Source organism: Streptomyces sp. NPDC058872 (genome assembly GCF_042743065.1).
Classification (GTDB): domain Bacteria; phylum Actinomycetota; class Actinomycetes; order Streptomycetales; family Streptomycetaceae; genus Streptomyces.
This window is the reverse complement of the sequence record NZ_JBHYMK010000045.1, coordinates 22427-43077: the sequence shown is the minus strand read 5'-3', so window position 1 is coordinate 43077 and position 20651 is coordinate 22427. Positions and strand designations below refer to the sequence as shown.

General features: G+C 72.0%; 20 protein-coding genes and 1 pseudogene. 7 read left to right on the top strand and 14 right to left on the bottom strand.

All coding sequences use genetic code 11. The features are described 5' to 3' along the window. Window positions 1-76: 76 nt before the first annotated feature. Window positions 77-736 carry a TetR/AcrR family transcriptional regulator gene (locus ACFW22_RS25480; protein WP_386408703.1) on the top strand — a complete coding sequence of 220 codons (660 nt, stop codon included), beginning with the start codon at window positions 77-79 and terminating at the stop codon, window positions 734-736. Window positions 737-873: 137 nt separating this feature from the next. Then, on the top strand, window positions 874-2502 hold the full coding sequence (locus ACFW22_RS25475; RefSeq protein WP_386408701.1) for an amidohydrolase: 1629 nt from the start codon (window positions 874-876) through the stop codon (window positions 2500-2502). A 42-nt stretch (window positions 2503-2544) separates the two neighbouring features. On the opposite strand, the gene ACFW22_RS25470 is transcribed toward ACFW22_RS25475, so the two are convergent. Next, window positions 2545-3471, bottom strand: a complete 927-nt coding sequence (locus tag ACFW22_RS25470) for a LysR family transcriptional regulator (RefSeq protein WP_386408699.1) — start codon at window positions 3469-3471, stop codon at window positions 2545-2547. A gap of 70 nt (window positions 3472-3541) precedes the next feature. Between ACFW22_RS25470 and ACFW22_RS25465 the strand changes: the two genes are divergently transcribed. Then, window positions 3542-4702, top strand: coding sequence for a TDT family transporter (locus tag ACFW22_RS25465; protein ID WP_386408697.1), 1161 nt, complete (start codon window positions 3542-3544; stop codon window positions 4700-4702). Here ACFW22_RS25465 and ACFW22_RS25460 read toward each other — a convergent pair. From ACFW22_RS25460 to ACFW22_RS25450, 3 genes and pseudogenes are all read right to left on the bottom strand, one after another. Further along, window positions 4629-5372, bottom strand: coding sequence for a helical backbone metal receptor (locus ACFW22_RS25460; protein WP_386408695.1), 744 nt, complete (start codon window positions 5370-5372; stop codon window positions 4629-4631). The two genes, ACFW22_RS25465 and ACFW22_RS25460, sit on opposite strands and share 74 nt — an antisense overlap. Beyond that, window positions 5369-5920 carry a helix-turn-helix domain-containing protein gene (locus ACFW22_RS25455; RefSeq protein ID WP_386408693.1) on the bottom strand — a complete coding sequence of 184 codons (552 nt, stop codon included), beginning with the start codon at window positions 5918-5920 and terminating at the stop codon, window positions 5369-5371. Before ACFW22_RS25455 ends, ACFW22_RS25460 begins: the two co-directional genes overlap by 4 nt. A 157-nt stretch (window positions 5921-6077) precedes the next feature. Next, window positions 6078-6553, bottom strand: a pseudogene (locus tag ACFW22_RS25450) (glycine betaine ABC transporter substrate-binding protein); the annotation flags it as partial. A gap of 201 nt (window positions 6554-6754) precedes the next feature. Here ACFW22_RS25450 and ACFW22_RS25445 point away from each other — a divergent pair. Both ACFW22_RS25445 and ACFW22_RS25440 read left to right on the top strand, forming a co-directional pair. Then, window positions 6755-7660 (top strand): 5'-3' exonuclease H3TH domain-containing protein, encoded by a 906-nt coding sequence (locus ACFW22_RS25445; protein ID WP_386408743.1) that lies wholly within the window; start codon window positions 6755-6757, stop codon window positions 7658-7660. Between the two features lie 116 nt (window positions 7661-7776). Further along, complete coding sequence (locus tag ACFW22_RS25440; protein WP_386408691.1) at window positions 7777-8613, top strand: siderophore-interacting protein; 837 nt, start codon at window positions 7777-7779, stop codon at window positions 8611-8613. A gap of 263 nt (window positions 8614-8876) precedes the next feature. Here ACFW22_RS25440 and ACFW22_RS25435 read toward each other — a convergent pair whose 3' ends face one another. Further along, the gene (locus tag ACFW22_RS25435) at window positions 8877-9470 is read right to left on the bottom strand and encodes a MerR family transcriptional regulator (RefSeq protein ID WP_386408689.1); all 594 of its coding nucleotides are present in this window, start codon (window positions 9468-9470) and stop codon (window positions 8877-8879) included. A gap of 155 nt (window positions 9471-9625) precedes the next feature. Here ACFW22_RS25435 and ACFW22_RS25430 point away from each other — a divergent pair, with 155 nt between their 5' ends. Both ACFW22_RS25430 and ACFW22_RS25425 read left to right on the top strand, forming a co-directional pair. Further along, window positions 9626-10624, top strand: a complete 999-nt coding sequence (locus tag ACFW22_RS25430; RefSeq protein ID WP_386408687.1) for a hypothetical protein — start codon at window positions 9626-9628, stop codon at window positions 10622-10624. Further along, entirely contained in the window at window positions 10621-11070 is a 450-nt protein-coding gene (locus tag ACFW22_RS25425; RefSeq protein ID WP_386408685.1) for an ABA4-like family protein, read from the top strand. The genes ACFW22_RS25430 and ACFW22_RS25425 overlap by 4 nt, the downstream gene beginning before the upstream one ends. Window positions 11071-11316: 246 nt before the next feature. On the opposite strand, the gene ACFW22_RS25420 is transcribed toward ACFW22_RS25425, so the two are convergent. The 9 genes from ACFW22_RS25420 to ACFW22_RS25380 all read right to left on the bottom strand — a co-directional run bounded on the left by ACFW22_RS25420 (window position 11317) and on the right by ACFW22_RS25380 (window position 20638). Then, window positions 11317-12120 carry a class I SAM-dependent methyltransferase gene (locus ACFW22_RS25420; RefSeq protein WP_386408683.1) on the bottom strand — a complete coding sequence of 268 codons (804 nt, stop codon included), beginning with the start codon at window positions 12118-12120 and terminating at the stop codon, window positions 11317-11319. 61 nt (window positions 12121-12181) lie between these two features. Further along, entirely contained in the window at window positions 12182-13609 is a 1428-nt protein-coding gene (locus tag ACFW22_RS25415; RefSeq protein WP_386408681.1) for a cytochrome P450, read from the bottom strand. Between the two features lie 166 nt (window positions 13610-13775). Beyond that, a complete protein-coding gene (locus ACFW22_RS25410; protein WP_386408679.1) occupies window positions 13776-16604 on the bottom strand; it encodes a DEAD/DEAH box helicase in 2829 nt (942 codons plus the stop codon). A 44-nt stretch (window positions 16605-16648) separates the two neighbouring features. Beyond that, on the bottom strand, window positions 16649-17593 hold the full coding sequence (locus ACFW22_RS25405; protein WP_386408677.1) for a diacylglycerol kinase: 945 nt from the start codon (window positions 17591-17593) through the stop codon (window positions 16649-16651). 38 nt (window positions 17594-17631) lie between these two features. Continuing rightward, window positions 17632-18591 (bottom strand): twin-arginine translocase subunit TatC, encoded by a 960-nt coding sequence (gene tatC, locus ACFW22_RS25400; protein WP_386408674.1) that lies wholly within the window; start codon window positions 18589-18591, stop codon window positions 17632-17634. Window positions 18592-18658: 67 nt separating this feature from the next. Next, complete coding sequence (tatA, locus tag ACFW22_RS25395) at window positions 18659-18946, bottom strand: Sec-independent protein translocase subunit TatA (RefSeq protein WP_386408672.1); 288 nt, start codon at window positions 18944-18946, stop codon at window positions 18659-18661. Between the two features lie 189 nt (window positions 18947-19135). Then, window positions 19136-19333: a hypothetical protein gene (locus ACFW22_RS25390; RefSeq protein ID WP_386408670.1), complete on the bottom strand. Its 198-nt coding sequence runs from the start codon at window positions 19331-19333 to the stop codon at window positions 19136-19138. Between the two features lie 35 nt (window positions 19334-19368). Beyond that, on the bottom strand, window positions 19369-19632 hold the full coding sequence (locus ACFW22_RS25385; protein ID WP_386408668.1) for a hypothetical protein: 264 nt from the start codon (window positions 19630-19632) through the stop codon (window positions 19369-19371). Window positions 19633-19684: 52 nt separating this feature from the next. Beyond that, window positions 19685-20638, bottom strand: coding sequence for a helix-turn-helix transcriptional regulator (locus ACFW22_RS25380; protein ID WP_386408666.1), 954 nt, complete (start codon window positions 20636-20638; stop codon window positions 19685-19687). Window positions 20639-20651: the final 13 nt, after the last annotated feature.

Genomic DNA, 20651 nt, shown 5'->3' with positions numbered 1-20651 from the left:
TAGCATTCCCGATATGCCGTCAAGCGTTCAGCGCAAGAGAATTCGGAAAACTCCCGAGGCCCGTAGGGCGGAGATCGTGGAGACCGCAGCCCGGATCGCCCTGACCGAGGGCCTGGAGTGCGTCACGCTCCGGCGGGTCGCCGATGAGCTGACCGTGCGCCCCGGACTGATCAGCCATTACTTCCCCTCGGCAGAGGAACTCGTGGCCGAGGCGTTCGGCGTCGCCGCCATCGGCGAGCTGGACGCGCTGCTGCCGGCCGACCGCCCCCACGGGACGCCCACGCAGTACCTCGCGCGCTACTTCGCCCTGTCGACCGGTGAGGCGTACGACGACATCAGTCGGTTGTGGATCAACGCCCGGCACCTCAGCCGCTACCGGCCCGTCCTGCGCGACCGGGTGGCCGCGATGGAGATCGCCTCCGACGACCGGCTCGAAGGACTCATCCGCGCAGGCGTCGAGCGGGGCGAGTTCCGGACCGAGGACCCGCGCGCAGCGGGCATCCAGATCCTGGTGGTGCTGGACGGGCTCGGCGCCCACGCCAACACCGACCGGAGCGACCGCCCCGAGGTGGTGACCCGGATGGCCGTCACCACGGCGGAACGCGTACTCGGCCTGCCGCACGGCACCTTGACCGAGACGGCGGCGCCGGAGGCGCCGAGCGGACCGGAGGAACCAGCCGCCCCCGTGCGGTCGACCGGACCGGTCGAGCCCGTGGATCCGCCCCGGCCGGGCTGACGTCAGCGGCGGTCGTCCGCGACACCCCCCACCGGGCCCCCCGTCCCTCCCCCACGCTCCACCGGCTTCCTTCCCCGTCCCTCCCCACCCGCCTCCTCCCCGCCTCCTCCCCGCCACACCTTCTCCCTGGAGCCACCGTGCGCACCCGACTCGTCCTGTCCTCAGCCCGCCTGCTCGACCCCGGTACGGGGACGTTCCTGCCGGAAACCGGGCTCGCCGTCTCCGACGACGGACGGATCTCCGCGCTGGGCGACGAACGGGAGGTCCGGGCGCTGGCCGATCCGGCGACCACCGTCATCGACCTCAAGGGGGCGGTCGTCACCCCCGGCCTCGTCGACGGCCACCTGCACCCGGTCTCCGGTGCCGAGCTCACCCACGGCCTCGACCTGTCGTCCTGCTCCGACCTGGACGACGTGCGGGACGCCCTGGCGCGGGAAGTGCGGGCCCTCGGACGCGGGCCGTGGCTGTTCGGCTGGGGCCTCGACCCGAACGTCTTCGGCGACCGCCCCGTCAGCACCGCGCCCTTCGAGACCCTGCTCGACGGGGTGCCGGCGTTCCTCCTGCTCTTCGACGCCCATTCGGCACTGGCCAGCCCGCAGGCACTCGCGCTCGCCGGGGTGGACGGTCCCCGGACCTTCGCACAGGCGTCCGCCGAGGTCGTCTGCGACGCCGACGGTCGTCCGACCGGGCTGCTCCTGGAGGACGCGGCCTGCGAGCTGGTCGAGCGGGTCGCGCCCCGGCCGACGCACGAGGAGAGCCGGCAGCGCCTCGCCGCGGCACTGCGATCGATGGCGGCGGCCGGTCTCACCGGCGGTCACGCCATGGACGCGAACGGGGACAGCCTGGCCCTGTACGAAGCGCTCGACGGGGCCGGTGAGCTGCCGTTGCGGCTCCGCGTGGCGCCCTGGTGCCAGCCGGGCACCGACGCGGACGGGGTGCGGGAACTGATCTCGCTCCAAGGCCTGGGCGGCGAGTCGTGGCGGGTCGCGGGAGTGAAGCTGTTCATGGACGGAACCATCGACAACGGCACCGCGTGGCTGGAGCACCCGGACTGCCACGGCGAGTCGACCCACGCCTTCTGGCCCGACCCCGAGGCGTACACCCGCGTCATCGGGGAGCTGCACCGGGCGGGCGTGACCACCGCGACGCACGCCATCGGCGATGCGGCCGTGCGGCACGTCCTGGACTCCGTCGAGAAGGCGCGGGCCGCCGGAGGGGCCGAAGTGCGGCACCGGGTCGAGCACATCGAAACGGTGCCGGACGACACCCTCCGCCGGTTCGCGGAGTTGGGCGTCCTGGCCTCGATGCAACCCACGCACTGCTGCGACTTCACCCGCGCCGACCACACGGACAACTGGTCCCGGCGGCTGGGCGAAGAACGCGCCGCACGGGCGTGGCGCTGCCGCGACCTGGCGGAATCGGGTGCCACGGTGGTGCTCGGGTCCGACTGGCCGATCGCCCCCTTCCCGCCGCTCGGCGTGATGGCCGGAGCCCGGCACCGCCGCCCGAGCCGTGACCTCGGCCGGGCTCCGCACGGACCGGAGCAGGCGCTCACCGCCCTGGGAGCGCTGCGCGGCATGACGACGGCGCCCGCGTACGCGGTGGGCGAGGAGCACGAGGCGGGCCGTCTCGCCCTCGGTTACCGGGCCGATCTGACGGTGCTGGCGGCCGACCCCCTGAGGACCCCGGCGACGGAGCTGTCGGAGGTCCCGGTCCGTCTGACGGCGGTCGGCGGTCGCATCACGTTCCGCGCGACGGACCTCTGATCCGACCGCGCGGGCAGATCCGCCGGGGCGACGGGACGACCGTCAGCCCCGCGTCAGCGACAGCAGGTCCCGGGCCGGGCCCGTCGGGCGGTGGCCCGCGGGCCAGACCGCGCGGAGGTCCCGGCGCAGCAGGACCCCGTCCACCGGGATGGCGACCAGCCGGCGCGACGCCAACTCCTCCGCGATCGCGAGTTCGCTGAGGACCGCGGGCCCCGCCCCGCTCACCGCAGCCGCCTTCACCGCGGTCGTGGAGGCGAGTTCGAGGAGCGGCGGGGCGAGTCCGCCGTGCGCGGAGAGCGCCGCGTCGAGGACCTGCCGGGTTCCGGAGCCGCGCTCCCGCAGGACCAGCGGGGTCGCGGCGAGCTCCGCCGGGTCGAGCGGTTTCCGTCGCCGGGCCCACGGGTGCGAGGGAGCGGCGACGAGCGCGAGCCGGTCGTGCGCGACCACGACCCCGTCGAGGCCGTCCGGCACGGCGAGCCCCTCGACGAAGCCGACGTCCGCCTCACCGGTGAAGAGGCGCTCCGCGACCGCAGCCGAGTTCCCGGCCTGGAGCGACACGGCGGTGTCGGGGCGCTCGGCGCGCAGCGCGATCAACCAGCCGGGGAGCAGGTACTCGGCGATCGTCATGGAGGCGGCCACGCGCAACCGCGAGTCCCGCCGTCCGCGCAGGGCCTGGGCGCCGGCGTCAAAGGCCTCCGCGGCCTCCACGATCCGCCGGGCCCAGTCCGTGACCAGGGCGCCCGCATCGGTGAGCCGGGAACCGCGCGGCGAGCGGTCGACGAGGGCCACGCCGAGCTGCCGCTCCATGGAACGGATGCGGCTGCTCGCGGCGGGCTGGGTGATGCCGACCTCCCGGGCGGCGGCGCCGAGGCTTCCGTGCCGGGCGACGGCGAGGAGGAGTTCGAGCGCGCCGAGGTCCGGGACCCGGTGGGAGAGGGGTGACGGCGTCTCGCTCGACTCACTGCTCATAAGGCCAGCTTATGGCCTCATAGTCACAAGATCCCTGGTGGGGGCCGCTCCCGCGCGAAACGATCGGGACATGGCAAGCCTCGCACCTCTCCTTCCGGCCCTCCGCGCCACCACCCCCGGCGCACCGGCGTCCCGCTCCGTCCGTCACCTCGGCCCCAACTGGTACGCCTCGGTGATGGGCACGGCCATCGTCGCCAATGCGGGTGCCGCGCTCCCGGTGGACGTCCCGGGGCTCCGTACGGCCTGCGCGGCGGTCTGGACCCTGTCCTGCGCCATGTTGCTCGCCCTGGTGGCGGCCCGCACGGCGCACTGGGTCCGGCACCGGGACCAGGCCCGGGCGCACCTCCTGGACCCGGCGGTGGCACCGTTCTACGGCTGCCTCTCGATGGCCCTGCTCGCGGTCGGTGGCGGGGCACTGCTGGTGGGGCGGGACTGGATCGGCCTCCCCGCGGCCGTCGCCCTCGATGCCGTCCTCTTCACCGCCGGCACCGTGATCGGCCTGGTGGCCGCGGTGGCCGTCCCGTACCTGATGGTGGTGCACCACCGGATCGAGAGCGCGTCACCGGTGTGGCTGCTGCCGGTCGTCGCCCCCATGGTGTCGGCCGCGCTCGGTCCGCTGCTGGTCCCCCATCTGCCCGCGGGGCGGGCCGGCGAGGCCCTGCTGATCGGCTGCTACGCGCTGTTCGGCATGAGCCTGATCGCCACCCTGATAATGCTGCCCCTGGTCTTCGGACGGCTGGTCACCGGCGGGCCGCTGCCGCTCGCGCTCACCCCCACCCTCTTCCTGGTCCTCGGGCCCTTGGGCCAGTCGACCACGGCAGCGAGCGCGTTCGCGGACACCGCCGCGGGGGTGCTGCCCGCGCCGTACGCGCACGGGTTCGCCGCCTTCGCCGTCCTCTACGGGGTGCCCGTCATGGGCTTCGCGCTGCTGTGGCTGGCGCTCGCCGGGGCGATGGCGCTGCGGGCCGGGCGGCGGGGCATGGGCTTCACCATGACCTTCTGGGCGTTCACCTTCCCGGTCGGGACCTGCGTGACGGGCGCCGCGGCACTCGCCCGGCACACCGGTCTGGCGGAGTTCCGCTGGCTCGCGACCGGCCTGTACGGATTGCTCGTGGCGGCCTGGCTGGTGGCCGGTTCCCTCACCGCACGCGGACTGCTCAGCGGTGCGCTGCCCGCAGGGCCCGGGCGAGTGCCTGCGGGGCCTCGGCCAGCGAAGGCCCGTACCAGGTGAGCATGCGCCCGTCGACGAGGGCGGCGGCGGTCCCGGGGAACGCCTCGGGGCCGTCGTCGTGCGTGAAGCGGTAGGGCTCGTCGGGCAGGACGACGAGGTCGGGGCCGGTGGCGCGGAGCGCGTCGAGCGGGATCCGGGGATAGCGCTCGGGGTGGTCGGCGTACAGGTTCCGGACGCCGAAGCGGGCGAGGAGGTCGCCGGCGAAGGTGTCGCGCCCCAGGACCATCCAGGGCCGCCGCCAGATCGGTACGACGGCGGTGAGTTCGCCGATCGGCGCAACGGCCGCCCAGGCCGACTCGGCTTCCTCCAGCCAGCGCGGTCGCCGGGGTTCGCCGCAGGCGGCGAGGACCCGCGCGAGTTCTCCGATCCCCTGGTCGAGGGTGCGGATCTCGGTGACGAGGACCTCCAGCCCGGCGGCGCGCAGGGCATCGAGGTCGACGGCGCGGTTCTCCTCCTCGTTGGCGAGGACGAGGTCGGGCCGGAGCGCGGAGATCGCCACGACGTCCGGGTTCTTGGTGCCCCCGATCCGGGTGGCGCCGAGACCGGCGGGGTGGCTGCACCAGTCGGTCGCACCGACGAGGACACCGGGCCGGGTGACGGCGACGGCCTCGGTGAGGGACGGCACCAGGGAGACGACCCGGGGGCTCCCGGCTCCCCTTCCCCCGCTCATTCCTCCTCCGCCTCGACGTGGTCGCCGACGGCGACGACGAGAAGACGGGTGCCGGGTTCGGTGGCGCGCCACCGGTGGCGGACCCCGCCGGAGAGGTAAAGCGTGTCACCACGGCCGAGTCGATGGGCCCGCCCCTCCGCCTCGACCTCGGCGGCACCGTCGGCGACATAGAGGAGCTCGTCGTTCCGGTGCTGGAACTCACGGCCGGCGTCCTGCTCGCCGGTGAATTCCATGGCGTGCAGCTGGTGCCGGCCCCGAACCAGCGACCGCACCCCCGGGGGCAGCACCGAGGAGCGCTCCCCGGCCCGTACGACGTCGACCGTGCGGGAGGCCTCGGCGGCGGCGAGGAGCTCGCCGACCGTGGTCTCCAGCGCCTCGGCGACGTGCTCCAGGGAGCGGCGGCTCGGTCGGGCCCGCTCGTTCTCGATCTGGCTGAGGAAGGGCACGGAGAGCCCGCTGCGGGAGGCGACGACGGCCAGGGTGAGCTGGAGCGCTCTGCGGCGCCTCTTGACGGCCGCGCCCACGCGGGGTGCTTCCTTCTCGTCCACGTCGACTCCCTCCCTCTGCTCGCACCAGTCGGTTACCTGAACCTTACGCAGCTTTGGGGCGGGGTTTCGCGTCGTGCCGAAAAGGAGTGGTCACCGCACACGATCGGCGACCACTCCTTTTCGGCCAGTGAACCTCGACGGCCCCCGTGGCTGCTGCGGGACGGGCTCCTCCACCAAGGTCGGGGTTCCGGTCGAGCCAGGTCCTGACCGCTTGTTGCTCCTTGCCCTTTTGCCCTTGCCGGTCTCCTGGATGACGGCTTCGAGGCCGCTGAGCTGCTCCTCGGTGAGGGAGAAGCCCTTCAGCCAACGGCTGACCTCGGAGTTCTCCGCGGCGAGGCCCTTGCGGGCGAGGGTGCGGACGCCCTCGCCCTCGCCCTCCTGGGGGTCGGCGAGCTTCTTCGGATCGTGGGCGGAGTGGGCCCCGTGCGGGGACCAGAGGGTGACGACGACCGGTTCCTTGCGGTCGTAGGCGCGCTCCAGTTCGGCGAGCATGCCGGGCGTCGAGCCGTCGACGAGCTCGTGCTCCCCCTCCAGGCCGTACGCCCCGAGGACCTCGTCCTTGAGGACGCCCGTCGTTCCGGCACCGGGCTCGATGCCGATGGTCCGGCCCTTGAAGCGTCCGGCCTCCCCCTGCTTGGTCTCGCCCCGGGCCCGGCTTCGCCTTCGCCCCTGACCACGACCACGACCACGACCACGACCACGACCGGAGGGTGGGCCCCGAGCGGACATCCCCCGAAGGGGGTGCGGCCCCGTGCCCGGGCAGGAGGGGGGAGCACGCCGCTCGGCGGGACCGTCAGTGGGGTGCGGCATGATCGGGGGGTGACGCGACGCCTGATGCTCCTCGACACCGCAAGCCTCTACTTCCGCGCGTACTTCGGCGTGCCGGACTCCGTCCGAGCACCCGACGGCACCCCGGTGAACGCCGTCCGCGGATTGCTCGACTTCATCACCCGACTCGTCCAGGACCACCGCCCCGATGCACTGGTCGCCTGCTGGGACGAGGACTGGCGACCGCAGTGGCGGGTGGACCTGATCCCTTCCTACAAGGCGCACCGCGTGGTCGCGGAGACCTCGGCCGGCCCGGACGAGGAGGAGGTCCCGGACACGCTGGCCCCGCAGGTGCCGGTGATCGAAGAGGTCCTCGCCGCACTGGGCATCGCCCGGATCGGCTCCCCGGGATACGAAGCGGACGACGTGATCGGAACACTGGCGACCCGCGCCGAGCACGCCGTGGACATCGTCACGGGAGACCGCGACCTGTTCCAGCTGGTGGACGACGTCCGGGGCGTGCGGGTGTTGTACCCGCGGAAGGGCGTGGGCGATTGCGACCTGGTGGACGCCGAGCTGATCCGCACCAAGTACGGAGTCCGCCCCGACCAGTACGCGGACTTCGCGGCGCTGCGCGGAGACGCGAGCGACGGCCTGCCCGGGGTGAAGGGGATCGGCGAGAAGACGGCGGCACAGCTGATCACGGAGTACGAGGACCTGGCGGGCGTACGGGCGGCGGCCGGGGACCCGACCTCCAAGCTCACCCCGGCGAAGCGACGGGGGATCCTGGAGGCAGCCGAATACCTGGACGTGGCGCCGACGGTGGTGCGGGTCGCCACCGACGTGCCGCTGCCGGAGTTCGACCCGGCCCTGCCGACCGCCCCCCGCGACCCGGCCGCCCTGGAAGCGCTGGTGGAGCGCTGGGGACTGGGCGGCGCAGTGGGCAGGCTGCTGCCGGTCCTGGAGCGCTGAGCCGACCGCCTTCCCCGGCCTCCCCGGAAACCCGACCCCGGAGGCACACCGGGCCCCTTGGCGCACGAAGTGCTAGCTTAGGCATACCTAAGTACGCAGAGTCAGGAGAGCCCGCCGTGGCAGAACAGCCGACCCGCAAGGCACCGAAGGCCACCGAAGCGCGCGTGGTGCACACCGAGCGGATCACTCCGCACATGGTGCGGGTCGTGCTGGGCGGCCCCGGGCTCGAAGGCTTCGAGGCAGGCGCCTACACCGATCACTACGTGAAGCTCCTCTTCGCCCCCGAAGGCGTCAGCTATCCGGAGCCCTTCGACATGGAGCGGATCCGGGCGGAGTTCCCCAGGGAGCAGTGGCCGACGACCCGCACGTACACGGTGCGGGCCTGGGACCCCGTCCACCGCGAACTGACCATCGACTTCGTGGTGCACGGCGACGAGGGCCTGGCCGGGCCCTGGGCAGCACGCGCCCGGGCGGGCGAGCTCGTGCGCTTCCTCGGCCCCGGCGGCGGCTACGCGCCGGACCCGACGGCGGACTGGCATCTGCTCGTGGGGGACGAGAGCGCCCTGCCGGCCATCGCGGCAACCCTGGAGCAACTGCCCGAGGGGGCTCGGGCCCGGGTCCTCATCGAGGTCGCGGACGCGGCCGAGGAACAGAAGCTCGCGACGGCGACGGACATCGACGTCACCTGGCTGCACCGGGGCGAGGCCCCGACGGGCCGGGCACTCGTCGAGGCCGTCACCGCACTGGACTTCCCCGCCGGTGACGTGCACGCCTTCGTGCACGGCGAGGCGGGCTTCGTGAAGGAACTGCGCCGACACCTGCGGCACGACCGCGGAGTGGCGCGCGAACGCCTGTCGATCTCGGGCTACTGGCGCCTGGGCAAGTCGGACGAAGCCTGGCGCGCGATCAAGCGCGAGTGGAACGAGCAGGTGGAGCGCGAACAGGAGGACTGAGACTCCCGCGAACAGGAGGACTGAGACCCCCAGGGGGGACGGGCAGCCCCCGTCCCCCCTCACCGTTCGGCGGGGCGGGCAGCCGGCGATCCCTCGCGCTCACCCCCTGCCGAACGGACGTCGGGCCGGACCAGCGCACGGCGCCGGACGCGGTGCGTCGCAGACGGGAGAAGGCCTCCGGCCGGACCCGTCCGGGTGGCCCGACGCCCCGGTGAGGTGCCGCGACCGTCGCCGTGCACCCGCCGGTGACTGCGGGACGGCCCTCAGGGGGACTCGCCGAAGATGCGCTCCGAGGCGTCCACCTGGGCCAACCGGCGCAGCGCGGAGAAGATCGCGTCGCCGAGGACCGTACCGGCGGCGACCCGCTCCACGAGCTCCTCGCGCGCCGCATAGCGGGCCACGTATTCCAGATCTGCCTGCGCCACCCGCTCCGCCGCGTCCGCGTAGACGTCGAGCACCTCGTCGAACGCGCCGTGCCCGAGCTCGTGCAGCGCGGCGAGGGCCGCCACCAACGCCTCCGTCGTCTGGCCCCCCGAATAGGTCTGCCAACCGTGCGCGGCGATCAGTTCGGCGATCCGCTCCCGCGCCTCCTCCAAGCCGGCGCTCGGTTCGCGGTCACAGCGCGGCACCATCCGCTTCGTGGCAGCGCCCAGCACCTGGTGCACGGTCTGGTCGGAGTCGTCGATCGCCGCGATGACCTCGCGGATGTCCGCCACCGGCATGCCGCCGACGTCCAGGAGCGCCCGGATCAGGCGAAGTCGCTGCACGTGCGTCTCCGCGTACGAGGCCTGGTTCGGACTGGTCAGTTCGCCGGCAGGAAGGAGCCCTTCCCGTACGTAGAACTTGATCGTCGGCACGGACACTCCGGTCCTGCGACTCAACTCTCCAATACGCACCGTGCGTTCACCTTCCCAGCACCATTCAGGCCTTGCCGACCGACACCCCATCATAGATAGTGGCGCTATCAGATAGTGGAGAGTGCCACTATCCATCCTTGTCACGGGGGATTCCCATGTCTTCGCCGAACCCGCAACGCCCACCCGCCCCTTCACCCGCACCGTTCCGGCTGCACCAACCGCTGGTCTGGTTCGCCGCAGCGATGGGCGTCTTCGCCCTCGTCTCCGCCGTCGGCCTCCTCGTCGACGACCGGACCCTGGTCGGCGTGCCGATCTGGACCAAGCCGTTCAAGTTCTCGGTCTCGTTCGTCGCCTACGGGCTGTCGTTGGCCTGGATGCTCTCGCTGCTGCCCCGGGGCCAACGGATCGGCTGGTGGGCCGGGACGGTCATCACCGCCGCCAGCGCCGTGGAGATGAGCCTCATCACCCTCCAGGTCCTCCGCGGCACCCAGAGCCACTTCAACCAGGCGACCCCCTTCGACGCAGCCGTCTTCCAGGCCATGGGGGGCACCATCGTCGTACTGTGGCTGGCCGCCCTGGTCATCGCCGTGCTCCTGCTGCGCGCCCGGATCCTCGACCGGGCGATGGCCTGGGCCGTCCGACTGTCCTCGCTGATCGCCCTGGCGGGCACCGCCGTCGGCTTCCTGATGGTCCGCCCCACACCGGAACAACTGGCGGTCGAGGACTCGCCGATCATCGGCGCCCACAGCGTCGGGGTCCCCGACGGCGGACCGTCGATGCCGCTGACCGGTTGGGCGACCACCGGTGGCGACCTGCGCGTGGCGCACTTCTTCGGCATGCACGCGCTCCAACTGCTCCCGCTGCTGCTGATCGTCTTGACCGCCCTCGCCTCGCGTTCCCACCGGTTCCCCGGATTCGCCCGCCTCGCCGACGAACAGGTACGGCTGCGCCTCACGCTCACGGCCTCGGCGGTGTACGCGGCGGTCTTCGTCCTGCTCACCTGGCAGGCGCTGCGCGGCCAGGCGCTGTTCGCACCGGACGGTGCGACGCTCGCCGGCGCGGGGGCGATCCTGCTGCTCGGGACCGCAGCCGCCGTACTGTCCCTCCGCACCTCCGCCGACTCCCCCGCCCGGGCCGAGGAGGTCGTGGGATGACCGACCGCCTCTTCGAGCTGACCTTCCTCCTCGCCGCGCCGGTCTGGCTGCTCATGATCGTGGCACCGCGCTGGCGCGGCACCGAACGCCTCGCGGCCTCCCCGCTGACCGTGCTGCCGCTCCTGGCCCTCTGGGCGGTGTTCGCCGTCCCGGTGCTGCCGGAACTCTGGGCAGCGGTCAGCCAACCCGACCTCGACGCCTTCCGTGCCCTCACCGCCCTTCCCGACGGCGCCGGTGCGCTCTGGGCCCAGGTCATCGCCTGGGACCTCCTCATCGGTCAGTGGATGTACCGCGAGGCCCGCCGCCTCGCCGTGCCCCCGCTCCTGATGGCGCCCCTCCTCGTCCTGACCATCCTCCTCTCCCCCATCGGCCTCCCCCTCTTCCTGGTCGTCCGCTCGCTCTGGGCGTCCCGGCAGCAACGGCACGCGGCCCCCGTAGCCGCGTGACCGCCCGGGCCGCCCCTCACGGCGGCCCGGGACCTGCCGGACGATGGCGCGACCCCCCGGTCTGCGCTGGCCGGATGCCGGACATCGAGCGGGCCGAGGGCGTCGTACCAGGTTCCACGGTGGGGGACGTGCCGGGTGCGGCCTGGCCGCCGAAACCCCCGGCGCCCGGGCGCACACCGGACACCATCCCCCCACGGAGGGGATGACCGGACCCTTCAGGGGGTGCGCACCTGCACGGAAGGGCCGTCAGGACACCTTTCGCCTGCGGGCCGTGAGTTGGAAGAGCCGCGCGGTGTGCATGTACGGAGGTCGCGCGGTCGTGGCGAGTTCCAGTCGTTCCAGATCGGCGTAGTAGCTCTCGTCGTACTTGCGGGCATCGTCGGTGAGGTAGTCGCAGAAGCTGCGGATGCCGTAGTGCCGGACGTCCTCGCAACCGAGTTCCCCGAGTACGGGAATGATCTCCTCGGCCGTGTGCAGGGCCAGTTGGGAATCGAACATTTCGTTCTGGAGCCGCCCCTCGTCGAGCGCTGCCAGGGCTGCCGCCGGGTTTGCCTCCCGCACGGCGATGTTCAGGGGCGCCGAGTGCCGGTTGATCGCCATCACGGAGAGGAGGCCTCCTTCCCCCAACGGTGCGAGCACCGCGGCCAGGGTCGTCGCGGCGTCCTCCACGTATGGCAGGAGGTTGTGGCACAGCACCACGTCGAAGTCCCCCTCGACGAGGTCCACCGGCATGGCGTGCACGTCCGCCCGGACACATGTCACCCGGTCCGACAGGCCGCGCTCCGCGGCTCGCGCCTCGGCGGCGGCCAACATGGCCGGCGCGTGGTCGACGACGGTGACGAGGTGCCCGCGCGCGGCCAGCCGCAGCGCGTCGCCTCCGTCGCCACCCGCGAGGTCGAGAATCCGCCGGGGCCCGGCTCCGCAGCCGTCGCCGAGGTCGCGCACCAGGTTGGCCTCGGCGAGCGCGTAACGGAGCCGGCCCCACGGGGCCTCCTGCCATTCCTGCCAGGCGGCCATCGCGGTGTCGAAGGTATCTGGATCATGAACCATCCAGTGACCCTAGCCGCACCCGGTCATCGTGCGACTGCGGGAAACCGCCCCGTCGCCGCCCTCACTTCCGGGCCCGGACGGTGGCGAGGACGTCCCGGTCCGGTTGGAGGGTGAGGCTGGGGACCGGACGTATCCCCCCGGTCGTGACGTCGAGGTCGTAGCGCCGGGCGAGGACGGCGAGGACGAGGACCGCTTCGACGAGGGCGAAGCGGGTGCCCAGGCACACGCGGGGACCACCGCCGAAGGGGTACCAGGCGTACTCCGGGATCCTTTCGGCCGGCTCGCCGTCCTCGCCGGGGAGCCAGCGCTCGGGGCGGAAGGCTTCCGGGTCCCCGTACCAGCGGGGGTCGCGATGGGTGGCCCACTGGCTCGACCACACCCGGGTACCGGCGGGCACCGGGGTGCCACCGAGGGTGGCGCCCTCCTTGGCGATGCCCGTGAGGAGCCAGATGGTGGGGTAGAGGCGGAGCGTCTCCTTGATGACCGCCTGGGCGTAGGTGAGCTCCGCGTAATCGTCGTATCCGGGTTCGTGGTCGGCGAGGACGCGGTCGAGTTCCGCGGTGAGCGCCTCGCGGACCCGCGGGTTCTGGGAGAGCAGGTACCAGGCCCAGACGAGGGTGGAGCTGGTCGTCTCGTGACCGCCGATGTAGAGGGTGACGGTCTCGTCGCGGATCTCGCGGTCGGAAAGGCTGGCGCCGGTCTCGTCACGGGCGGTCAGGAGCCGGCTCAGCAGGTCGGGGCGCTCGGTGTCGCCGCCGCGGTGACGGGAGACCACCCGGGAGACCTCGGCGTCGATGACGGCGGTGGCCCGCTTGATGCGGGCGCGCCCGGGGGTGGGCACCCAGTCGGGCAACAGGGCGCCGATGCCGCTGAACTCGGCTCCGATCTCCTTCTGCGCGACGTCCATCGCACGGCCGATGGACTCGGCGTCCGCAGCGGTGTCGACGCCGAAGATGGTCCGCACCGCGATGAGTTGGGTGAGCGCCGCCATCTCCTTCTTGATGTCGACGTGCTGCCCGTCCGTCCAGCGGTCGGCCAGGGCGACGGCGCACTCCGCCATCGTCGACGCATAGGAGCGCACCTGCTTGGGGCGGACCGAGGGCTGTACCAGCGAGCGCTTGCGCCGCCAGTCGGCCCCCTTGGCGACGACGGTGCCGTTGCCGAGGAGGGTCCGGAACGCAATGCCCAGATCGGGCTGGTCGAAGGTCCGCTCGACCTCGGTGAGGAGTTCACCGATGGCATCGGGGTGGGCGATGAAGAGGGCGGGACCGCGACCGAAGCGCCAGCGCACGAAGTCCCCCCGCTCCCGCAGGAGTTCGAAGAAGGCCAGGGGATCCTTGCCGAAGGCGGGAAGGTTTCCGAGGAGCGGCAGGCCCCGGGGCCCCTCGGCGAACGCCGGTGTCACCCCCTCGACGTGCCCCCGGCCCGACGGCTCGGCCCGCTGCCCCTCGTCTCGTGCCCCCACACCCGGACCAGCGTGCACGGTCATGCGCGTCCTCTCCGACTGACGTCCTCTGCTTGCGGGTCCATGCAAGCGGAAGGCCGGACCCCCGCGCCACCCCTGTGGACAAGGACCTGTGGAAAACCTCCGGTACGACGCAACGGTGGGGTCCACGCCCCGAAGACCGTGGACCCCACCGGAAAGAGACGCCCCGTCAGCCCACCGAACTGTAGGCGACGACCCCGCGCAGCAGCGCGTCCACGGCCTTGCGGGCGTTCTTGGCGACGGTGCTGTTCTCCTTGGGCGCCGCCGCAGCGACCTGTCCGAGGACGTCGATCACCTGCTTGCACCAGCGGACGAAGTCGCCCGCGGGCATCTCCGCCTCCCTGAGCACCTCGTCGAGGCTCTTGTCGGAGGCCCATTGGTAGGCGGCCCAGGCGAAGCCGAGATCGGGCTCGCGCTGACCGACCCCCTCCGCCTGGTTGATCTTGAACTCCTCTTCGAGGGCGTCCAGTCGACCCCAGATGCGGACCATCTCGCCGAGGGCGGCCTTCGCGTTCCCACTGGGCAGTTTGGGCACGACGGCGTCGTCGGACTGGCGCGCCTCGAACACCAACGCCGAAACGCAGGCCGCGAGTTCGGCCGGGGTGAGACCTTCCCACACCCGGTCGCGGAGGCATTCGCTGGCCAGCAGGTCGAGTTCGCCGTAGAGCCGGGCGAGCCGCTTGCCATTGGCGGTGACCTCGTCGCCGCGCAGGTAGTCGAGCTCGGTGAGGAGCGCGACGATCCGGTCGAAGGTGCGGGCGATGGTGTTGGTACGGCCCTCGATGCGCCGCTCCAACTGCTGGGTGTCCCGCTGCAGCCGGTGGTGGCGCTCGGCCCAGCGGGCGTGGTCCTCGCGCTCGTCGCAGCCGTGACAGGGGTGGGCTCGGATCGCGGTGCGCAACCTGGCGATCTCGCGGTCGTCCGCGGCTGCCGACCGCTGCCTGCGGTGCCGCTCGGGGTTGATGTGCCCGGCCTTGCTGCGCAGGGCGGAGGCGAGATCGCGCCGGGACTGCGGGGAGCGCGGGTTGAAGGACTTGGGGATCCTCATGCGCTCCAGCGCCTCGACCGGAACCGGGAAGTCGATGGAGGCGAGCCTCTTGACCTGCCGCTCGGCGGTGAGGACGAGGGGGCGCGGCCCGTCGTGGTGCTCGAAGCCCCGGTGGCCGTTGGTGCGGCCCGCGGGGATGCCCGGGTCGAGCACGAGCGCGAGGCCGGCGAACTTTCCGGTGGGGACGTGGATGACGTCACCGGGCTTGAGCTTCTCCAGGGAGCTGGCTGCCTGGGCGCGGCGCTGGGCCGCACCCTGCCGTGCCAGTTCGGTCTCGCGGTCCTTGAGGTCGCGGCGGAGCCGCGCGTACTCCTCGAAGTCACCGAGGTGACAGGTCATGCCCTCGCGGTAGCCCTGGAGCCCCTCTTCGTTCCGTTGGACCTGGCGCGAGATGCCCACGACGGAGCGGTCGGCCTGGAACTGGGCGAAGGAGGTCTCCAACAGCTCGCGGGAACGGTGCCGACCGAACTGGTCGACCAGGTTGACCGCCATGTTGTACGAGGGCTTGAAGCTGGAGCGCAGCGGGTAGGTGCGGGTGCCGGCGAGTCCGGCGAGGTGCTCGGGGTCGAGGCCGCGCTGCCAGAGCACGACGGCGTGCCCCTCGACGTCGATGCCACGACGTCCGGCACGACCGGTGAGCTGGGTGTACTCGCCGGGAGTGATGTCCGCGTGCTGCTCGCCGTTCCACTTGACGAGCTTCTCCAGGATGACGGAGCGCGCGGGCATGTTGATGCCGAGGGCCAGGGTCTCGGTGGCGAAGACCGCCTTGACGAGCCCACGGACGAAGAGCTCCTCGACGACCTCCTTGAAGGTCGGGAGCATTCCGGCGTGGTGGGCGGCGATGCCCCGCTCCAGGGCTTCGAGCCACTCGTAGTACCCGAGGACGTGGAGGTCCTCGGAGGGGATCGCCGCGGTGCGCGCCTCGACGATCTCCCGGACCCGCTGCCGTCCCTCGTCGTCATTGAGTCGGAGACCGGCGTAGAGGCACTGCTGCACGGCTGACTCGCAGCCGGCGCGGCTGAAGATGAAGGTGATGGCGGGCAGCAGCCCTTCGGCGTCGAGGCGCTCGATGACCTCGGGGCGCCCGGGCGTCCAGATCCTGGAGCGCTGACGACGCTCGCGCTCGCGGTCGGCCTCGCGGACCATCTTGCCGCGCCGCCGGTCGCGCGGGTTGTACGTGCGCGTGTTCTCGGTGCGGGCGAGACGGAGGAGGTCGGGGTTGAGCTCCCGCCGGGAGGCGCCCCGACCGCCGTGGTCGGTCTCCTCCTCGAAGAGGTCGTACATCCGGCGCCCGGCGAGCACGTGCTGCCAGAGCGGCACGGGCCGGCTCTCCGAAACGATGACCTCGGTGTCGCCGCGTACGGTGTCGAGCCAGTCGCCGAACTCCTCGGCATTGGAGACGGTCGCGGAGAGCGAGACGAGGGTGACGGACTCGGGGAGGTGGATGATCACTTCCTCCCAGACGGCGCCGCGGAAGCGGTCGGAGAGGTAGTGGACCTCGTCCATCACGACGTACCCGAGGCCGGAGAGTGCCTGGGATCCCGCGTAGAGCATGTTGCGGAGGACTTCGGTGGTCATGACGACGATCGGGGCGTCGCCGTTGACGCTGTTGTCACCGGTGAGCAGACCGACCTTGTCGCCCCCGTACCGTTTGACGAGATCGGCGTACTTCTGGTTCGACAGTGCCTTGATGGGGGTCGTGTAGAAGCACTTGCGGCCCTGGGCGAGGGCCAGGTGGACGGCGAACTCGCCGACGATGGTCTTCCCGGATCCCGTCGGCGCGGCGACGAGCACGCCCTTTCCCGATTCGAGTGCCTGGCAGGCCTCGATCTGGAAGGGGTCCAGGTCGAAGTCGTACATCTCGCGGAAGGGGGCCAGCGCGGTGGCCTGCTCGGCGTTGCGGGCGCGGGCCGCCGCGTACGCCTCGGCTGGTGTGAGGTCCTCTGTCATCTTGTTGTCGAGCCTACCCGCCCCCTGTGACAGTGACGCGATCTTTATTGAGGGGATGTGGAGGGTGGGGCTCCGGTGGGGGGCACGGGCGGCGCGAGGACGCGCAGCGCACCCGGTGCGCACTCCACGGCGAGCGGCAGGGAGCCCAGGCGCTCGCCGTCGGCGTAGCCGGTGGTGCCGGGGGCGTCGAGGGTGAGGGAGCGGACCCGGTGGGTGGTGACCTTGGGGTGGTCGAGGTGGGTGCCCCGGTAAACGCGGGGGAACACCTTGATCAGGGTGGTGCGGTCGCAGTCGCCGACGACCGTCACGTCCAGGAGTCCGTCGTCGGTGCGGGCATCGGCACAGATCCGCATGCCGCCGCCGTAGGAGGTGCCGTTGCCGACGGCCACCAGGGTCGCGTCGACCTCCAGCACGCGCCCGTCGTCGAAGGCGAGGCGGTACGGGACGGGCTTGAAGGCGGCGAGCTCGGCGAGGATCGCGAGGTCGTACTTGAAGCGCCCGACGGGGAGGCGCATCCGGTTGCCCCGGTCGTTGACGCGGGAGTCGAAGCCCGAGGCGAGGACCGTGCCGTACCAGCGGGTGCGGGTTCCGACCGTCACCCGCCCGAGGTCCACGGCCCGGGCTCCCCCGCCCTTGAGGGCGTCGGCGGCGAGCCGGGCCGCGGCGGCCGGTTCGCGGACGGGAAGGCCGAGGGTGCGGGCGAAGTCGTTGCCGGTTCCGGCGGCGACGACCCCGAGGGGGGTGGTGGTGCCGGCGACGGCCTGGAGCGCGAGGGAGACCATGCCGTCGCCCCCGACGACGACGAGGGCTCCGGTGCCCCCGCCGACGGCCCGGCGGGCGCGCGCCAGGGCGTCCTCGGCGTCCACCCCGAGGACGGTGCGGACGGAGAATCCGGCGTCCCGGAGGGCCCTGGCCGCGGGCTGGGCGGCGCGGGCGCCGCGACCGCGGCCGGCAGTCGGATTGACGAAGAGGGTGATGTCGCTGGCCATGGGTCCCCCCGGACGGAGTCTGGGAGGACCCTACAAGATCAGGTGATGTCGTCGTAGCCGTTGGTCCGGTGCGTCCCGGTCCCACCCTGCTCGCCGGTGGCCTGCTCGGGCAGGGAGCGGGTTCCGTTCAGGGGTTCGACGGCGCCCACGACCTCGGGGGTGAGGTCGAGCGAGGAGGCCTCGTCGTCGCTCAGCTCGGCATCGGGGTTGGCGCGCTGGCGCCGGCGGTCGTTGAGGAGGGCGACACCGACCGCCATGAAGTAGAGGACGATGATCGGACCCGCGAGGGCGATCATGCCGAGCGGGTCGGTGGACGGGGTGGCCACGGCGCCGAAGATGAAGGTGCTCATGACCATGGCGCGCCACCACCCGGCCATGCGCTTGCCCGTGACCAGTCCCGTGAAGTTGAGCATCATCAACAACAGCGGCAGCTCGAAGGCCAGGCCGAAGACGAGCACCATGCGGGTGGTGAAGTCCAGGAGGTCGTCGAGCGAGAGGAAGTTCGACGCCACGTCGGGCGTGATGCTGATGAGGACCTTCACGCTGACCGGCATGATCAGGTAGGCGGTGTACGTGCCGGCGGCGAAGAGGGGGACCGCAGCGGCGGCGAAGTAGTACGTGTACTTCTTCTCGCTCTTGTGGAGGCCCGGCGCGACGAACGCCCACAGCTGGTACAGCCAGACCGGCGTGGAGGCGATGACGCCCGCCAACATGACCACCTTCACCGTCGAGGTGAACGGCGACAGCATGGTCTGGTACGCGATGATGACGCAGCGCCCGCCGGTGTTGTCGGAGACCGTGGTGTCGGGCGGGCACTTCGGCACGGGCGAGGACAGAAGGTCCATCAGCTGCTGGCTGAAGAACGCGGCCACGACGGAGGCCACGACGATCGCCAGCATCGCCTTGGCCACGCGGTTGCGCAGCTCGCGCAGGTGGTCCACGAGCGGCATCCGCCCCTCGGGATCCTTCTGCTTCTGTGTGCGGGCAGACTTGAGCAACCCACGTCCTCATCTCATGCGGGCAGGCCGCGGTGCTGCGGCCTTGGGGCGAGCGGGTCGAACCGGATCAGCGCTGGGTGGTGTCCGTGGTCTCGGTGACGGGCCGGGCCGAGGTGACGTCGCCGGGGGCGGCCTTGATGGTCCGCGGAGCAGCGGTCGTCTGCTCGGCGGTCTGGGCGGCAGGGGCGGCGGCGCCCTCCGTGCCCTCGGTCTTCATCGCCTTCGCCTCGCTCTTCAGGATGCGGGCGGACTTGCCCAGGGAACGCGCCATCTCGGGGAGCTTCTTGGCGCCGAAGAGCAGCACGACGACGAGCAGGATGAGGCTGATCTCGAGGGGACCGATCTGACGGAACATGGCTGTGGTCTACCTTCTCACCGAGGCGGCATGGGGAGTGCGTGCCCGGCCGGTCGGACATGCGTCCGGCCACCGCGCTGCCTGCGATCGTAACCCGCAGGAGTAAACGCGGGGCAATGCCCGTGCATACTCCCGATTGCACCACGCGGGGCCGGATCAAGGGCGTTTCCAGCAGCGTACGGCACCGATCTAACGGAGCGACTCACCGGTTCGGGCAAGATCGGCGGCGGCGGTTTCCAATTCCTGGGCGGCCTGGTTGATGCGCCGTGTGGTGTGGGCCACTTGACGGCCGAGGCGCCTGACCTCGAGGAAGACCCGGACGGCGAGGCCGCCGAGGACGGCGAGGCCGAGGAAGCCGAGGGCGATGGCGAGCATGGGCCAGAACATGTGCTGAGCCTAGACCTTGGACGGGCGCGGATCGTTCAGACGGTGGTGTGGAGGCGCAGGGTGCGGACGCCACCGCCGGTGAGGAGCTCGACGATGCGCTCACCGGCGGGCTTGCGGACGGAACTGCCGCACTCGGGGCAGGTGAAGGAGTAGAAGGTGGTGCGGCGACTGGCCCCGATGGCGAGGCACAGGGCGCTCGCGGAGAGTTCGAAGCGGGAGCGGCAGTCGGGACAGGCGGCCTTGAAGAGGACCGGGGTCACGGAAGCCGCAAGTCCATACATCGCGGACATCTCCCTCATCTCTCTCGACTTTGGCATCACGTCAGTAACAGCGCCCCCGGACCGAGGAACGTCACACGGCTTCGTACGCGGCGAGCGCCGCACCGGCCGCCGCCCTCGCACTGTCCGCGAGGTCCGCAGGCGCCACGATGCGTCCGTCGCTGCCCAACCGCAGCGCCAGCCTGCGCAGGGAGGCGGGGTCGGGCGTCCGCAGGGTGATCCGGAGTCCGCCGTCGGACAGTTCCTCGGCCCGGTCGTGCGGGTAGTACTCGGCCACCCAGCGTCCGCCGGGTCCGACCTCGACGACCACCTCGGGGTCATCGGCGGACGGCTGGACGAGGCCCTCGGAGAGGTCCCGCAGTTCCAGTTCGGGCGGCGCGGCGTGCTCGTCGAGGATGCGGATCTCCGCGACGCGGTCGAGCCGGAAGGTGCGGCGCGCCTCGGAGAGCCGGCACCACGCCTCCATGTAGGTGTGGCCGACGGCGAAGAGCCGGATCGGGTCGACCTCGCGCTCCGTGAGTTCGTCGCGCGCGGGCGAGTAGTACCGCACCCAGAGGCGTCGCCGCTCGGAGATCGCCCGGTCCACCTCGGCGAAGACCCCTCCTTCGGATTCGAAGGTGACCGAGAGCCGGGCACTGGCCCCGGCGGCCTCACCGGCCGCGGCCTCCAGCTTGGCGGTGGCGCGCAGCAGGGCTTCCCGGTCGCTCTCGCGGAGCCCCGGCAGGGTCGCGACGGCACGCGCGGCAACGAGCAGCGCGGTCGCCTCGTCAGCGGCGAGCCGCAGCGGTTCCGCCACGTCGTCGGGGTTGTGCCACCAGATCCGGTCGCCGTCGGTGTCGATGTCGAGCAGGTCCCCGCCGCGGAAGCTGGTGCCGCACATGGGCAGCACGTCCAGGTCGGCGATGAGCTCGTCCTCGGTGATCCCAAAGGCACGGGCCACGTCGGCGACGTGGGCGCCGGGGCGCTCTCGGAGATAGGTGACGAGGGAGAGCATTCGCCTCGTCTGGTCGATCGCGTTGGCCGCCATGCGGTACGTCTCC

Excerpts from the sequence above, each read along its gene's own strand:
- ACFW22_RS25470 (WP_386408699.1), bottom strand. The coding sequence starts at position 3,471 with ATGAGCAGTGAGTCGAGCGAGACGCCGTCACCCCTCTCCCACCGGGTC.
- ACFW22_RS25465 (WP_386408697.1), top strand. The coding sequence starts at position 3,542 with ATGGCAAGCCTCGCACCTCTCCTTCCGGCCCTCCGCGCCACCACCCCC.
- ACFW22_RS25460 (WP_386408695.1), bottom strand. The coding sequence starts at position 5,372 with ATGAGCGGGGGAAGGGGAGCCGGGAGCCCCCGGGTCGTCTCCCTGGTG.
- ACFW22_RS25445 (WP_386408743.1), top strand. The coding sequence starts at position 6,755 with ATGCTCCTCGACACCGCAAGCCTCTACTTCCGCGCGTACTTCGGCGTG.
- ACFW22_RS25430 (WP_386408687.1), top strand. The coding sequence starts at position 9,626 with ATGTCTTCGCCGAACCCGCAACGCCCACCCGCCCCTTCACCCGCACCG.
- ACFW22_RS25425 (WP_386408685.1), top strand. The coding sequence starts at position 10,621 with ATGACCGACCGCCTCTTCGAGCTGACCTTCCTCCTCGCCGCGCCGGTC.
- ACFW22_RS25420 (WP_386408683.1), bottom strand. The coding sequence starts at position 12,120 with ATGGTTCATGATCCAGATACCTTCGACACCGCGATGGCCGCCTGGCAG.
- ACFW22_RS25415 (WP_386408681.1), bottom strand. The coding sequence starts at position 13,609 with ATGACCGTGCACGCTGGTCCGGGTGTGGGGGCACGAGACGAGGGGCAG.
- ACFW22_RS25410 (WP_386408679.1), bottom strand. The coding sequence starts at position 16,604 with ATGACAGAGGACCTCACACCAGCCGAGGCGTACGCGGCGGCCCGCGCC.
- ACFW22_RS25405 (WP_386408677.1), bottom strand. The coding sequence starts at position 17,593 with ATGGCCAGCGACATCACCCTCTTCGTCAATCCGACTGCCGGCCGCGGT.
- tatA (WP_386408672.1), bottom strand. The coding sequence starts at position 18,946 with ATGTTCCGTCAGATCGGTCCCCTCGAGATCAGCCTCATCCTGCTCGTC.
- ACFW22_RS25390 (WP_386408670.1), bottom strand. The coding sequence starts at position 19,333 with ATGTTCTGGCCCATGCTCGCCATCGCCCTCGGCTTCCTCGGCCTCGCC.
- ACFW22_RS25385 (WP_386408668.1), bottom strand. The coding sequence starts at position 19,632 with ATGAGGGAGATGTCCGCGATGTATGGACTTGCGGCTTCCGTGACCCCG.
- ACFW22_RS25380 (WP_386408666.1), bottom strand. The coding sequence starts at position 20,638 with ATGGCGGCCAACGCGATCGACCAGACGAGGCGAATGCTCTCCCTCGTC.